10 protein-coding genes are annotated in these 14611 nt (G+C 74.2%); all 10 read right to left on the reverse strand.

Features of this window, described 5'->3' with window-relative positions; translation table 11 throughout:
• Nucleotides 1-87 precede the first annotated feature (87 nt).
• Nucleotides 88-1290, reverse strand: coding sequence for a DNA polymerase III subunit delta' (locus ACGFZF_RS08035; protein ID WP_393552006.1), 1203 nt, complete (start codon nucleotides 1288-1290; stop codon nucleotides 88-90).
• A 183-nt stretch (nucleotides 1291-1473) separates the two neighbouring features.
• Complete coding sequence (gene tmk / locus ACGFZF_RS08040) at nucleotides 1474-4737, reverse strand: dTMP kinase (protein ID WP_393552008.1); 3264 nt, start codon at nucleotides 4735-4737, stop codon at nucleotides 1474-1476.
• A gap of 200 nt (nucleotides 4738-4937) precedes the next feature.
• The gene (gene topA / locus ACGFZF_RS08045) at nucleotides 4938-7778 is read right to left on the reverse strand and encodes a type I DNA topoisomerase (protein WP_393552010.1); all 2841 of its coding nucleotides are present in this window, start codon (nucleotides 7776-7778) and stop codon (nucleotides 4938-4940) included.
• Nucleotides 7779-8016: 238 nt separating this feature from the next.
• Nucleotides 8017-8214 carry a hypothetical protein gene (locus ACGFZF_RS08050; protein ID WP_393552012.1) on the reverse strand — a complete coding sequence of 66 codons (198 nt, stop codon included), beginning with the start codon at nucleotides 8212-8214 and terminating at the stop codon, nucleotides 8017-8019.
• Between the two features lie 210 nt (nucleotides 8215-8424).
• Nucleotides 8425-9243: an ABC transporter permease gene (locus ACGFZF_RS08055; protein ID WP_393552014.1), complete on the reverse strand. Its 819-nt coding sequence runs from the start codon at nucleotides 9241-9243 to the stop codon at nucleotides 8425-8427.
• Between the two features lie 14 nt (nucleotides 9244-9257).
• Nucleotides 9258-10127, reverse strand: coding sequence for an ABC transporter permease (locus ACGFZF_RS08060; protein ID WP_393552015.1), 870 nt, complete (start codon nucleotides 10125-10127; stop codon nucleotides 9258-9260).
• The gene (locus ACGFZF_RS08065) at nucleotides 10124-11125 is read right to left on the reverse strand and encodes an ATP-binding cassette domain-containing protein (RefSeq protein WP_393552017.1); all 1002 of its coding nucleotides are present in this window, start codon (nucleotides 11123-11125) and stop codon (nucleotides 10124-10126) included. The genes ACGFZF_RS08060 and ACGFZF_RS08065 overlap by 4 nt, the downstream gene beginning before the upstream one ends.
• Nucleotides 11126-11221: 96 nt before the next feature.
• Nucleotides 11222-12226 (reverse strand): ArsR/SmtB family transcription factor, encoded by a 1005-nt coding sequence (locus ACGFZF_RS08070; RefSeq protein ID WP_393552019.1) that lies wholly within the window; start codon nucleotides 12224-12226, stop codon nucleotides 11222-11224.
• Nucleotides 12223-13773, reverse strand: coding sequence for a methyltransferase (locus tag ACGFZF_RS08075; protein ID WP_393552021.1), 1551 nt, complete (start codon nucleotides 13771-13773; stop codon nucleotides 12223-12225). The genes ACGFZF_RS08070 and ACGFZF_RS08075 overlap by 4 nt, the downstream gene beginning before the upstream one ends.
• 175 nt (nucleotides 13774-13948) lie before the next feature.
• Nucleotides 13949-14611 (reverse strand): small secreted protein, encoded by a 663-nt coding sequence (locus ACGFZF_RS08080; RefSeq protein WP_393552023.1) that lies wholly within the window; start codon nucleotides 14609-14611, stop codon nucleotides 13949-13951.

Below are 14611 nucleotides of genomic sequence, written 5' to 3' on the forward strand. Positions count from 1 at the left end.
CCGTACGAGTGCGGAGCGTGTCCAATCGCCGGTCCGGGGCCGCGCCCGGCCCCGCCTCGGACCCGGCGGAGCGGCTCGCGCGCCATCTCAGCCCCGCAGGGCCATGGTCATCGCCTCCACCGCCAGCAGCGGGGCGACGTTCCGGTCGAGGGCCTCGCGGCAGGCGAGCACCGCCTCGATCCGGCGCAGGGTCCGGTCCGGGCCGGTGTCCCGGGCGATCCGCTCGACGGCGTCCCGTACGTCCTCGTTGGCCAGCGGCGTCCGGGCCCGCAGCTGCAGGGCCAGCACGTCACGGTAGAAGCCGGTCAGGTCGGTGAGCGCCAGGTCCAGGCTGTCGCGCTGGGTACGCGTCTTGCGGCGCTTCTGCCGCTCCTCCAGCTCCTTCATGGCCCCCGCCGTGCCGCGCGGCATCCGCCCGCCCTGACCTCCGCCGAGGGCGGCCTTCAGTTCCTCGGTCTCCTTGACGTCGACCTCCTCGGCCACCTGCTTGGCGTCCTCGCCCGCCGCGTCCACCAGCTCCTGGGCGGCCTTGAGGCAGCCGCCGATGTCCTCGACCCGCAGCGGCAGCCTGAGGACGGTGGCCCGGCGGGCACGGGCCCGCTCGTCGGTGGCCAGCCGGCGGGCCCGGTCGATGTGGCCCTGGGTGGCGCGGGCCGCGGCCTGGGCCACGGCCGGCTCGATACCGTCGCGGCGTACGAGCACGTCGGCGACCGCGTCCACCGGGGGCGTACGCAGCGTCAGGTGGCGGCAGCGGGAGCGGATGGTGGGCAGCACGTCCTCCAGGGAGGGTGCGCAGAGCAGCCAGACCGTACGCGGCGCGGGCTCCTCGACGGCCTTCAGGAGGACGTTGCCGGCGCCTTCGGTGAGCCGGTCGGCGTCCTCCAGGACGATCACCTGCCAGCGGCCGTTGGCCGGCGAGAGCTGGGCCCGGCGGACCAGGTCGCGGGTCTCCTTCACACCGATGGAGAGCAGGTCCGTGCGCACGACCTCGACGTCGGCGTGCGTCCCGATCAGGGCGGTGTGGCAGCCGTCGCAGAAGCCGCAGCCCGGGGCCCCGCCGAGGGCGCGGTCGGGGCTCACGCACTGCAGGGCGGCGGCGAAGGCGCGCGCCGCCGTCGCCCGGCCCGACCCCGGCGGGCCGGTGAACAGCCAGGCATGGGTCATCTTGGACGCGTCGGGGCCGGGGTCGCCGGCGGCCTGGGCGGTCACGAGCGTGTCGGCGTCGCGCGCGGCGGCGGCGAGCTGCTCCTCGACCTTCGCCTGTCCGACCAGGTCGTCCCATACGGCCATGTGCCCCTCCTCAGGTACGCCCTCCATTGTGGGGCACCCCGCCGACAGCGGGTCTCGGATCGCCGGGCGGAGAAGGTGAGGGCAGAGGAGGAGGCGCCGACCGGAGCGGAACGGCGCACACTCGCCGTCCTTCCAAGCCGCGGAACGCCGGTGACGGGGCGCGGCCCCGTCACCGGCGGACGGTCAGCGACGCCGGCGGCGGCCGTCGTCCTCGTCGTCGTGCGGGCCGAGGAGCTCGTCCGCCAGGGTCGGCAGGTCGTCGAGCGGGGTCTCCTCCGCCCAGTCGGAGCGGCGCCGCGGTCGTCCCTGCTCGTCGAGCTGGGGCAGCTCGCGCGTGCGGTCGTCGGCCCCGTCGGGCCCGGCCGCCTCGTCGCGGAAGAAGCCCGGCGGCACCCGGTGGGCGGGGTCGGTGTCCCGGACGGGCGGAAGCACCGCCGTCTCCGCCACGTCCCGGACCGGGGGCATCACCGTGGTCTCCTCCTCGGGCCGTGCCTGGGGCTGCACGATCGGGGTGGGGACGGTGATCTCGTTCGCCGAGACGGTCGGCACGGTCTGCGTCACGTCGTCGGGCTGCACGACCGGCGTCGGGACGGTGACCTCGTTCGCGGACACCTCGGCGGTGGCGCGGGCGTCCTCCTCGGCCTTCCGCGCGCGGGCGGCCTCCGCCGCCTTCGCGGCCTTCTCCGCCTCCGCGGCCCGGGCCTGCTCGGCGGCCTTCTGGGCTTCGGCGGCCCGGACCTTCTCGGCGGCGCGGGCGGCTTCCGCCGCCCTGGCGTCCTCCGCGGCCTTCACGACGGCGGCCGCCTCCGCAGCCGCCGCCTCGGCGGCCGCCTTCTCCGCCGCTTCCGCCGCGGCCTTGCGCGCAGCCTCCTCGGCGGCCTTCGCCGCCGAGGCCTCGGCCAGGCGCCGTGCCTCCTCGGCACGGAGCAGGGCCTCCTCGGCCTTGCGCTGCTTCTCGCGGCGGCGCTCCTCCGCCTCCTCGCGCAGCCGGGCCTCTTCCTCGGCCTGCTTGCGGCGGCGTTCCTCCTCCTCGCGGCGGGCCTTCTCCTCGGCCTCGCGCCGCTTGCGCTCCTCCTCGGCGGCCACCCGGGCCTCCTCGGCGCGCCGCCGGGCCTCCTCGGCCTGCCGCTCGGCCTCGCGCTGCCGCGCCTCTTCCTCCTCGCGGCGCTTGCGCTCCTCCTCCTCCGCGCGGAGCTTGGCGAGCTGGGCCTGGCGCTCGCGCTCCAGTCGCTCCTCCTCCGCCTTGCGGGCGGCCTCCTCCTCGGCGCGGCGGCGGGCGTCCTCCTCGGCCTTGCGGCGGGCCTCCTCCTGGGCCTTCACCTCGGCCTCGGACAGCGGCAGCATCCGGTCGAGCCGGTGGCGTACGACGGTGGTCACGGCCTCCGGCTCCTGGCCGGCGTCGACGACCAGGTAGCGGCCGGGGTCGCCGGCGGCGAGGGCGAGGAAGCCGGCCCGCACACGGGCGTGGAACTCCGGCGGCTCGGACTCCAGCCGGTCGGGCGCCTCGGTGAACCGTTCCCGCGCGGTCTCCGGGGAGACGTCGAGGAGCACGGTCAGGTGCGGGACGAGCCCGCCCGTCGCCCAGCGGTTGATGCGGGCGATCTCGGTCGGCGAGAGGTCGCGCCCGGCGCCCTGGTACGCCACGGACGAGTCGATGTAGCGGTCGGAGATGACGATCGCGCCCCGCTCCAGGGCGGGCTTGACCAGGGAGTCGACGTGCTCGGCGCGGTCGGCGGCGTACAGCAGCGCCTCGGCGCGGTTGGACAGGCCGGCGCTGGAGACGTCGAGCAGGATCGAGCGCAGTCGCTTGCCGATCGGGGTGGCACCCGGCTCGCGGGTGACGACGACCTCGTGGCCCTTGGCCCGGATCCAGTCGGCGAGGGCCTGGGCCTGGGTGGACTTGCCGGCGCCGTCGCCGCCCTCCAGGGCGATGAAGAAGCCGGTCGGCGCAGGGGCCTGGACCGGGTCGGCGCCGCGCAGCGCGTCGCGCAGGTCACGGCGCAGCGGTACGCCGGACCGGTCGTCGGTCTTGGCCAGGACGACCACGGCGACCGGCAGGAGCAGCGCGCCGACCAGCATCAGGGTGAAGGCGGCGCCGCCGTGGGCGAAGACGAAGCTGCCGGAGCCGAGGCGGTGCCGGCCGATCACGGCGGCGAGCAGCGGCGCGCCGAGGGCGCCGATGGCCATGCCGACCCGGACGACGGCCTGGAGGTGCTCGGTGACCCGGGGGCGCCGGGCCTCCTCGGTCTCCTGGTCGATGAGGGTGTGGCCGGTGTGGGCGGCCACCCCGCTCGCGTATCCGGCGAGGACGGCGAGGAACAGCACGGTCGCCGTGTCCGGCACCAGGCCCATCGCCAGCAGGGCGACGCCCGCGAGGGCGATCGCCAGGGCGAGGAGGCGGCGGCGGGACAGGACGGTGAGCACGGAGCCGGCCGTACGGATGCCGACGGCGGTGGACCCGCTCAGCGCGAGGATCAGCAGCGCGAAGGTGACGGGGCCGCCGCCGAGGTCGTAGGCGTGCAGGACCGATACGGCGGCCGCGGCGGTGACGGCTCCGGCGACGATGGCGCAGGCGAGGACGAGCAGCGGGACGGTTCCGGTCCGGCCGTTCTCCTTGCCCTTGTCCGTGCGGGGGCGGCGCAGGCCCTCCAGCGGCGAGCGCGGCCTCGGCGTCTGGCCGCCGGGCAGCTCGATGAAGTAGAGGACGGAGACGGACGCGGCGAACAGGCCGGCGGCGACGTACGAGCCGAGGGCGGCCTGGTGCAGCGAGAACCACTCGATGCCGGTGCCGAGCAGGTCGCCGAGCAGAGTGGCGACGAGCAGCACGGCCGCCGCGGCCGGGACGGCGAGGAAGCCGGTGCGCTGGGACAGCCGGCGCAGCGCGTCCAGGTGGTCCGGCAGGGGCCGGACGGTGGCGCCCTCCAGCGGCGGGGCGGGCAGCAGCGCGGGCGCCGCGCCCTCGCGCGCCACGGTCCACAGCCGCTCGGCCGCGCCGGTGACGAAGACGGTGCCGAGCACGAACCACAGCGCCCTGTCGGGGGTCCAGTCGATCCACAGCGGTGCCACGACGAGCAGCGCGACCCGCAGGACGTCCGCCCCGATCATGGTCCAGCGCCGGTCGAGCACGCCGCCGGGACCGGTCAGCGCGGTGAGCGGGCCGAGGAGTACGGCCCCGAAGAGCACGGCGGCCAGCAGCCGCGCGCCGACGACGGCGGCGACGGCGAGCGCCGCACCCTGGTAGCCGCCGCCGAAGGAGCCTTCGGTGACCGCGGCCTGGAGGCCGAGCAGAACCAGGACCAGCAGGGCGAGGGCGTCGCCCGTCCCCCCGACGAACTGCGCACTCCACAATCGCCGCAGCGGCTGATGGCGCAGGAGTGCTCGCACGGCACGCTCCCTGGAATCTGCGACAAGTGCGGCTCCGGAGTCCGTCTGCTCTGCTCGCGTCATCCGTCCACCCTATCCGGACCCCTTTACTCCCCGTGGCCTCCACCCGAACAAACGTCGCCCCGCCCGGGGGCGGGCACCGCCCGTCCACACGAGGGACGCAGGACCCACGCACCTGGTCCCGCCGATCCCGGGGGCGACGCCGACGCGAAAGGGGCGGGAGCTTGCGCTCCCGCCCCTCGCTCAAGCCGTCCCGACAGCCCTTACTCCGCCTCGGCCGCCGTCGACTTCGCGGCGGCGGTCTTCTTCGCCGCCGTCGTCTTGGTCGCCGTGGCCTTCGCCGTCGTCTTCTTCGCGGCCGTCTTCTTGGCCGCGGTCTTCTTCGCGACGGTCTTCTTCGCGGCCGTCTTCTTGGCCGGTGCCTTCTTCGCCGTCTTCTTGGCCGGCCCCTTGGCCCGCTTCTCCGCCAGCAGCTCGAAGCCGCGCTCCGGCGTGATCGTCTCCACGCTGTCGGCGGTCCGCAGGGTCGCGTTGGTCTCGCCGTCGGTCACGTACGGACCGAAGCGGCCGTCCTTGACCACGACCGGCTTCTCGCTGACCGGGTCGACGCCCAGCTCCTTCAGCGGCGGCTTGGCGGCCGCCCGGCCACGCTGCTTGGGCTGCGCGTAGATCGCGAGCGCCTCCTCCAGCGTGATCGTGAAGAGCTGCTCCTCGTCCGTCAGCGACCGCGAGTCCGTGCCCTTCTTCAGGTACGGGCCGTAGCGGCCGTTCTGCGCGGTGATCTCGACACCCTCGGCGTCCGCGCCCACCACCCGCGGCAGCGACATCAGCCTCAGCGCCTCGTCCAGCGTCACCGTGTCGAGCGCCATGGACTTGAAGAGCGAGGCGGTCCGCGGCTTCACCGCGTTCTTGCCCGTCTTCGGTGTGCCCTCGGGCAGGATCTCGGTGACGTAGGGGCCGTAGCGGCCGTCCTTGGCCACGATCTGGTTCCCGGTCACCGGGTCGGCGCCCAGCTCGAAGTCACCGCTGGGCTTGGCCAGCAGCTCCTCCGCGTGCTCGACGGTCAGCTCGTCCGGGGCGAGGTCGTCGGGGACGTCCGCGCGCTGGTGCCCCTCGGCGTCCTTCTCCCCGCGCTCGACGTACGGGCCGTAGCGCCCGACCCGCAGCACGATGCCGTTGCCGACGGGGAAGGAGGAGATCTCGCGCGCGTCGATCGCGCCGAGGTCCGTGACCAGCTCCTTCAGTCCGCCCAGGTGGTCGCCGTCGCCGTTGCCCGCGTCGGCCGCGCCGGCGCCGCCGCTCGCCTCGCCCTCACCGAAGTAGAAGCGCTTCAGCCACGGGACGGACTGGGCCTCGCCCCGCGCGATGCGGTCGAGGTCGTCCTCCATCCTGGCGGTGAAGTCGTAGTCGACGAGCCGGCCGAAGTGCTTCTCCAGCAGGTTGACCACGGCGAAGCTCAGGAAGGAGGGCACGAGGGCCGTCCCCTTCTTGAAGACGTAGCCGCGGTCCAGGATCGTGCCGATGATCGACGCGTACGTCGACGGGCGGCCGATCTCGCGCTCTTCCAGCTCCTTGACGAGCGTGGCCTCGGTGTAGCGGGCCGGCGGCTTCGTCGCGTGGCCGTCCGCCGTGATCTCCTGCGCCGACAGCGCGTCGCCCTCGGCGACCTGCGGGAGCCTGCGCTCGCGGTCGTCCAGCTCGGCGTTCGGGTCGTCGGCACCCTCCACGTACGCCTTCATGAAGCCGTGGAAGGTGATCGTCTTGCCGGAGGCCGTGAACTCGGCGTCGCGGCCGTCGGCCGAGACCCCGCCGATCTTCACGGTGACCGAGTTGCCGGTCGCGTCCTTCATCTGGGAGGCGACGGTGCGCTTCCAGATCAGCTCGTACAGCCGGAACTGGTCGCCGGTCAGACCGGTCTCCGCGGGGGTGCGGAAACGATCACCCGAGGGGCGGATCGCCTCGTGCGCCTCCTGGGCGTTCTTGACCTTGCCGGCGTAGACGCGCGGCTTCTCCGGGAGGTAGTCGGCGCCGTACAGCTGCGTGACCTGCGCCCGGGCCGCCGCGACGGCGGTGTCGGACAGGGTCGTCGAGTCCGTACGCATGTAGGTGATGAAGCCGTTCTCGTACAGCTTCTGGGCCACCTGCATGGTCGCCTTCGCGCCGAAGCCCAGCTTGCGGCTCGCCTCCTGCTGGAGGGTCGTCGTCCGGAACGGGGCGTACGGGGAGCGGCGGTACGGCTTCGACTCGACCGATCGGACGGCGAAGGAGGTCTCGGCCAGGGCGGCGGCCAGGGCCCGGGCGTTCGCCTCGTCCAGGTGCAGCACCTGGGCGGACTTCAGCTGACCGTCCGCACCGAAGTCACGACCCTGGGCGACACGCCGGCCGTCGACCGTGGCGAGCCGCGCGACCAGCGACGACGGGTCGGACGGGTCCCCGGCGCGGCCGGTGGAGAACGTGCCGGTCAGGTCCCAGTACTCGGCGGAGCGGAAGGCGATGCGCTCGCGCTCCCGCTCGACGACGAGCCGGGTGGCGACGGACTGCACGCGGCCGGCGGACAGCCGCGGCATGACCTTCTTCCACAGGACCGGCGAGACCTCGTAGCCGTACAGCCGGTCGAGGATGCGGCGGGTCTCCTGGGCGTCGACCATGCGCTGGTTCAGCTCGCGCGGGTTGGCGACGGCCTCGCGGATCGCGTCCTTGGTGATCTCGTGGAAGACCATCCGGTGGACCGGGACCTTGGGCTTCAGGACTTCCTGGAGGTGCCACGCGATGGCCTCGCCCTCGCGGTCCTCATCGGTGGCGAGGAAGAGTTCGTCGGACTCGGCCAGCAGCTCCTTGAGCTTCCTGACCTGGGCCTTCTTGTCGGCGTTGACGACGTAGATCGGCTGGAAGTCGTGTTCGACGTCGACTCCGAGACGGCGCACCTCGCCCGTGTACTTCTCCGGCACCTCGGCGGCACCGCTGGGCAGGTCGCGGATGTGCCCGACGCTCGCCTCGACGACGTATCCGGGGCCGAGGTAGCCCTTGATCGTCTTCGCCTTGGCAGGCGACTCGACGATCACGAGTCGGCGGCCGCCCTCTGCGGTCTCGCTGGTCGGGGACAACTTCGCTCTTCTCTCCGGATCGACGCTCGGTGGCACGTGCGGCGCTGGCACGCACAGCAGCGGCACGGACGGTGACGCTGCCGACGCTGCGGAGTGTGACGGTACAACCCGCCCCCGTGTCAAACGGCGAAAGCCCGCAACGGCCACTCGAACGGTAACCCGAGTGCTGGCATTCCTGCCGCCCGGACCGCTGGTCCGGCGGGGCGCGGTCGCGCGCGGCGGGTGCCGGAGGCGCGCGTCAGAGCCGTCCGAAGCACCACACGCCGAGAAGAAGGAAGCCGGCGCCGAAGAGCGTCGTCAGGGTCGCCGCCGCGCGGGTGTCGACGCCGTGGGCCACGGGCCGGCCGTGTCGTACGCGTGCCGCGGTCCACAGCAGCAGCGCTCCCCCGAACAGCGCGAACGCCGTCCCGGCGAAGATCGCAGGCCCGCTCTCCATGCCCGTACCCCGTTCCCCTCGGCGGGCCCGCGCGGCCCTGGGGCCCGAGGCTGACACCCCCCGGCGTCGTGCGCGCGAACTCCGGGTGAACGACACGGGCGCTCCCCGCACGGGTTCACGAATATGGCCGGTAGTGGCCTGCCCCACGGCTTCGGCGGCGCGGCCCCGAGGCTCCGGTGGACGCCCGTGGGGGCCTCCGGGGGGTCTTCGTCACATCACGTCGAGCGTGGCCCGGCGCCGGCTGCCCCGTTCGAAGAGGGCGAGCAGCGCCAGGGCCAGCACCGCGTACCCGGCTCCCACCGCGAGCTCGGCGCCGAGCAGGGTCCGGTCGAGGCCGCCGCCGTCGACGAGCCGGCGCGCCGCGTCGGCCGCGTGGGTCAGCGGCAGCAGCTCCCCGACGGCCCGCATCCACGCCGGCAGGGTGTCGCGGGGCACGACGGCACCGGTCAGCAGGAGCAGCACCGAACCGGCCACGTTCGAGACGAGGAACACATCCCGTAGGCGCAGCCCGAGCGCGCCCAGCGCGAGGCCGAACGCGGCGCAGCCGGCGGCGGCGACGAGCAGCACCAGGGCGAGGCCGGGCAGTGCGCCCGCCGGCACGGGCAGACCCAGCGTCACCGCCGCGACGGTGAGCACGAACGCGCTGACCAGCGTGCCGTTCAGGGCGTACGGCAGGGCGCGGCCGGCCCACAGCGGAATCCGGGAACGCGGTGAGAGCAGCACGGCGCCGAGCGTGCCGTGGCGGCGCTCGTTCGCGACGGCCATGGTGCCGCCGTAGACACCGGAGGCGGAAGCCGCCAGCACGGCGTTGCCGATCAGCGGGAAGCGGTCGTCCGCGACGCCCAGCTCACGGCTGAGGAAGACGAAGAAGAAGACCTGCAGCAACGGTCCGACCAGCAGGGTTCCGATGAACATCGGCGGCGTCGTCCAGTTGAACAGGGCCCGGTAGGAGAGGACTCCGCCGACCACCACGAGCCGGACGCAGGAGCGGAAGCGGAAGGCGAGGGAGCGGAGGCGGAAGCGGAACATCCGTCGGTGGCCTTTCAGGCGAGGGCGAGGGTGGCCGCGGCGCGCGCCCGGCGCTCCACCCGGCCGAGGACGAGGACGGCGGCGAGCGCGTACACGACGCCGAGGCCCAGGGCCGCCAGCAGTGGCGGGACCACGTCCCCGCCGGAGGTCGCGGCGTGCACCGCCCGCGCGCCCCAGGTCGTGGGCAGCGCCCACGAGACCGGGTGCGTCCAGGACGGCAGCACGGTGATCGGCACGAGCAGCCCGGACAGCAGCCAGACCGGGGTGTCGAGCGGGTTCGCCAGCGCGTTGGCGTTGCGCAGGAGGACGAAGCAGGCGGCGAGCAGGAGACCCGTCATCCCGAGCGAGAGCACGCACACGGGAACGGCGACGGCGAAGAGCAGCGGGTGCGCGAAGTCCAGCGGGACGCCGAAGAGAACGACGCCCCACAGGACGGTCGCGCCCATCGCGTACGTGCCGACGACGGCGGTCGCGAGGGTGATCGGCAGCAGCACCATCGCCAGCGGCGCGGGCGCCACGACCAGGGTCTCCAGGGTGCCGAGCCAGCGCTGGTTCTGCACCGCCCCGCCCGAACCGAACAGCACCGAACCCCAGATGCCCATCAGACCGGCGCCGACGGAGGCGGTCAGCAGCCGGTCGGGATCGCCCGCGGCCCGGAACAGGAAGACGGCGAGCGTCGCGTGGACGAGGGGGACGAGGACGGCGAAGGTGATCTCGATCGGCGAGCGCGACATGTACGAGACATGGGTCCGGACGCCGACCCCGACCAGCCGCAGGCCGCGGCGCACGGCCGCCGGGCCGCGCCCCGGCCGGGCCGTCGCGGGTCGGACGCCACCTGGGCGCCGTCCCGTGCCGGCTCCGGCCGGCCGCGTGTCCCGCCTCATGCCGGCACCCCGTCCCGGTCGGCGTGCCCCGCCGCCTCCGCCACGATCGCGATGTACGCGTCCTCCAGGGACGGTTCGCGACTGGTGACCCGGCCGACGCGGACCCCGTCCAGGGCGGTCAGGATCCCGGCGTGCGGCTCGGCCCCGCGGTCGCTCTGCACGGTCACGGTCTGCCGCCCGCCCCGGTCCTCCGCCGACGCACCGCGCACCCCGGGCAGTTCACGGATCCGGGCCAGGTGCTCCTCGTCCGCTCCGTACGCCTCGATCTCCAGCACGTCCCGCTCCCGGACACGGGACTTGAGGCTGTCGGGGGTGCCCAGCGCCCGGATCCGGCCGTCGGCGACGACGGCGATGCGGTCGCAGAGCTCGTCGGCCTCGGCCATGTAGTGCGTGGTCAGCAGGACCGTGGTGCCGCCGGCGGTGAGGTCGGCGACCGTGCGGCGCAGGTCGCGGGCGGCGACCGGGTCGACGCCGATCGACGGCTCGTCGAGGAAGAGGACGTCGGGCCGGTGCAGGAGTCCGCGCGCGATGTGCAGCCGCTGCCGCATCCCCCGCGAGTACCCCTCGACGCGCTCGCCCTCGCGGCCGGCGAGGCCGACCAGGTCGAGGAGTTCGGCGATCCGCCGCTTCTGCGCACGAGGGGCGACGCCGTACAGCTCGGCGAAGTACCGGAGGTTGTCGAGCGCGGAGAGCCGGTCGTAGAGACCGCGGTCGCCGCCGAAGACGTACCCGATCCGGCGGCGAACGGCGACCGGCTCGCGGGCCACGTCGTGGCCGAAGACCCTGGCCGTGCCGGAGGTCGGCAGCAGCAGGGTGTTGAGCATCTTGATGGTCGTGGTCTTCCCCGCGCCGTTCGGGCCGAGCAGCCCGAACAGCTCGCCGGGGGCCACCTCGAAGGTCACTCCGCGCACGGCCTCGGTCTCGGTCCGGCGGCGCCGCGGCCATCCGGTCCTGCTGGTGTAGGTGCGGCGCAGCGCGTCCGCCTCGATAGCGAGCATGCGCGGACGGTAGGAGCGGACGGCCGGGCCGGGCGAACGATTCGGGCGGCCCCGAATCCTCCCGGCCGGGCGACGGGAGCGGCCCCGGCCCCGCGGTCAGGCGACCGCGCCGAGCACGTCCTGTCCGGCGAGCAGGGCCAGCAGCGCGCGGCCGGTGTCCGTGAGCTGGTAGTAGACAGAGCGTCCGACCCGGTGCCGGGTCACCACCGCCGCCTCCGCGAGCACCGACAGGTGCTCCGAGACGGTGCTGGGCGCGAGCCCGAGCCGGTCCGCGAGGCCGGCCGTGGTGAGCGGGCCGGCCAGCTCACGGAGCACGGCGGCCCGGCCGCGGCCCAGCATCAGCCCGAGGCGGTCCTCGGCCACGGGCTCGGCCGGTTCGCGCAGGGCGGCGGCTCCCCGCGCCTGGAAGGAGACCGCGAGCACCTCGGGATCGTCGGTCGAGTAGAGCCGGCAGCCCTCGGCGAAGACGAGGGGCACGAGGACGAGGCGCCGCTCACCGGCCGCGTACTCCGCCTCGTAGTACTTGGTCAGTTCGAGCACGGGCCGCTCCCAGCGTGCCCGTGTCTCCAGCCCGGTGAACAGGGCGTCGACACCCTCGGTGGCGAACGTCCGGGCCCGCACCAGGACTTCGTCCTCCACCAGCCGGCGCATGGTCGGCCAGTACGGCTCGATCGCGCCCTCCCAGTAGGCGGCGTAGGCGTCGGCGAGCGCCGCGCAGGCCGCCTCCGGGTCCTCGAGGTACGGCCGCAGGAAGGGTGCGTCAGCCATCCCGGGGTAGCAGACGGCCGCGTGGGCGCGCACGAACTCCGGGTCGGTGGCCCGCAGCAGGTCGAGCTCCTCCTGGACGTGGACCGTGCCGACCGGACGGGGCAACAGGAAGTCGGACACCTCGTAGCGCCCCTCCGCGAAGAGGTCCCACAGCGGCCTGAGCCGGTCGTCCTCGCGCCACACCTCGCGCGCGCGGCCCACCCACTGCCGGTACGGCCAGGACGGGTTCCGGGCGGGCAGGGCCAGGTGCATGGCGCAGAACGCGTCCCGCAGCGGGCTGATCGCGATCCGGGTCGCCCCGAGTGCGGCCTCGTCCAGCTCGATCCGTATCAAGCGCCGTCCTCCTCCCGGACGGGCAGCAGGAAGCCCTCCTCCACCAGCAGCCGGATGGCCTGCGGGGTGCGGTCGCGCAGCAGCACCGGGTCCTCCCCGGTCAACTGGCCGATCGCGTCGAGGATCCGGCCGGCGCTGAGGGATCCGTCGCACACGCCGGCGAAACCGGCTCCGATGTGGTCGACCTTGGTGGCCCGGCGCATGCCGCGGTTCTGGCGCAGCACGACGTGCTCGGGGTCCTCGGCTCCGGGCAGTCCGACCTGCTCCTGCATCACCTCGGGCGCGAGCACGAAGTGGTCGGCGAGGAGGGCCGCGTCGTCGTGCGTCCGCAGGTAGTCCTGACGCTCGAAGTGGTCCTGGACGGCGGCGCCGAGCGGCTGCTCGACGGGGTGCGGCCACTCCTCGACGACGATCGAGGGCTCGACGGCGCCCGAGGCCACGGCCGGGTTCTTGCGCAGCGTGATCCAGCCGAAGCCGACGGCCCGGGTCCCGCGGGCCTCGAACTCGTCGAGCCAGGCCCCGTACCGCTCGTCGTAGCGCTCCGGGTCCTCGCGGTGGTCGCCGCTGTCGCGGAGCCACAGCTCGGCGTACTGGGTGATGTCCTGGACCTCGCGCTGCACGATCCAGGCGTCGCAGCCGCGGGGCACCCAGGAGCGGAGGCGGTCCTGCCACTCCTCGCCCTCGACGTGCTGCCAGTTGGCGAGGAACTGGGCGTAGCCGCCGTCGTTGAGGCGCTCCCCGGACTCCTGCACGAGCGTGCGGCACAGGTCGTCGCCGCCCATGCCGCCGTCGCGGTAGGTGAGGCGGGCACCGGGGGAGATGACGAACGGCGGGTTGGAGACGATCAGGTCGTACGTGTCGCCGTCGACGGGCTCGAAGAGCGAACCGGTGAGCAGTTCGGCCTCACGGGCGCCGGACAGCGCGAGGGTGAGCCGGGTGAAGTCCAGTGCGCGCGGGTTGAGATCGGTCGCGGTGACCAGGGTGGCGTGCTGGGCGGCGTGCAGGGCCTGGATGCCGGAGCCGGTGCCGAGGTCGAGCGCGGTGGAGACGGGCGTACGGATCGTGATGCCGGCCAGCGTGGTGGACGCGCCGCCGACGCCGAGGACGACGCCCGCTCCGGCGTGGCCGCCCCTGCTGCCGATGCCGCCCGCCCCGCCGACGGCGCAGCCGAGGTCGGAGACGATGAACCAGTCCTGGCCGTCGGGGCCGCCGTACGGCCGGACGTCGACGGTCGCCCGGACCTCGCCGTCCTCCTCCTCGATCCAGCCGTCGGCCAGCGCCTCCTTCAGCGGCAGCGCGGCGGCGGCCCGCTCGGCGGGAACGGTTCCCTGGAGCAGGAAGAGGCGCACGAGCGTCCGGAGCGGGGAGTCACCGCGGGTGGCGCGCAGCGCGGGGACGGTCTCGCTGCGGGCGAGCGCCGCGTAGGCGGGGGCGCCGAGCAGTTCGAGCAGGCCGTCCGCGGTGAAGTCTGCGGCGAGCAGTGCGTCGCGCAGTCGGGCGGCGTGCGCGGGCACCGGAAGGCTGGGGGTCTGACTGGTCGTACTCACCCCCTCATTGTGACGGCCGCGACCGCCTCGCCGGGCCCCGCCCCGCCCGGGCAGCGGGGACGGGCCGTGCCGTCGGCCGCCGGGCGCGCGGGCGCCCGGCGGCCGCGGCCGGGCAGGACGGAGGCCCCGGCAGGCGTCGCCCGCCGGGGCCTCCGATGCGTGGGGGTCGCCCGCGCTACTCCGCGCTCTTGCTCGGCCCGCCCGACGGCTTCTTCGACGTCGTGGCCGAGGGCGCCGCCGGGGTCTTCGAGGGGGCGGAGCCGGCGTCCTGGGAGGAACCGGCGGCCGGCGGGACCGACGGCTTCGGCGACTTGCAGCCCGGCTGCTTCGCCAGCGCCTGGCCCAACTCGCCCTCGCGTACCTTGTTCAGCGCGTTCTGGTCCATGTTCTGGATCTTCGCGAGGTTGTCGGCGACGCTCTTCAACCCGTCCGCGAACTTCTGCTGGTTCGACGTGTCGAGCGCGTCGACCTGCTTCTTCAGGCCCTCGTACGCCACCGCGGCGGCGTTGAGCTCCTTGATCGCGTCCTGCTGGATCGTCTCGCCGTTGTCGACGGGCGGGGCGCCGGCCGACTCGACGGCCTTGGCGAGCGCCCGGTCGGCCGCCGCGATGTCCGCGAACGCCTTCGAGTCCGCGGCCTGGATCTCGGCGGGCTTGCTGTCCGCCGCCGTCGCCTTGATGAGCTCGTTGGCGTTGGCCTGCTTCTGGAACTGCGGTTGTGCCTGGTCGCAGAACGTCTTGGCCCAGGCGTCCACCTTCTCGCCGTCGTCGCTGCAACCGGACAGCGTGAGCACCAGTACCGCGCCGCCGGACAGTACGGCCGCAAGCTTCTTGTTCAC

It is taken from the genome of Streptomyces sp. NPDC048338, from assembly GCF_043201055.1.
Taxonomy (GTDB): domain Bacteria; phylum Actinomycetota; class Actinomycetes; order Streptomycetales; family Streptomycetaceae; genus Streptomyces.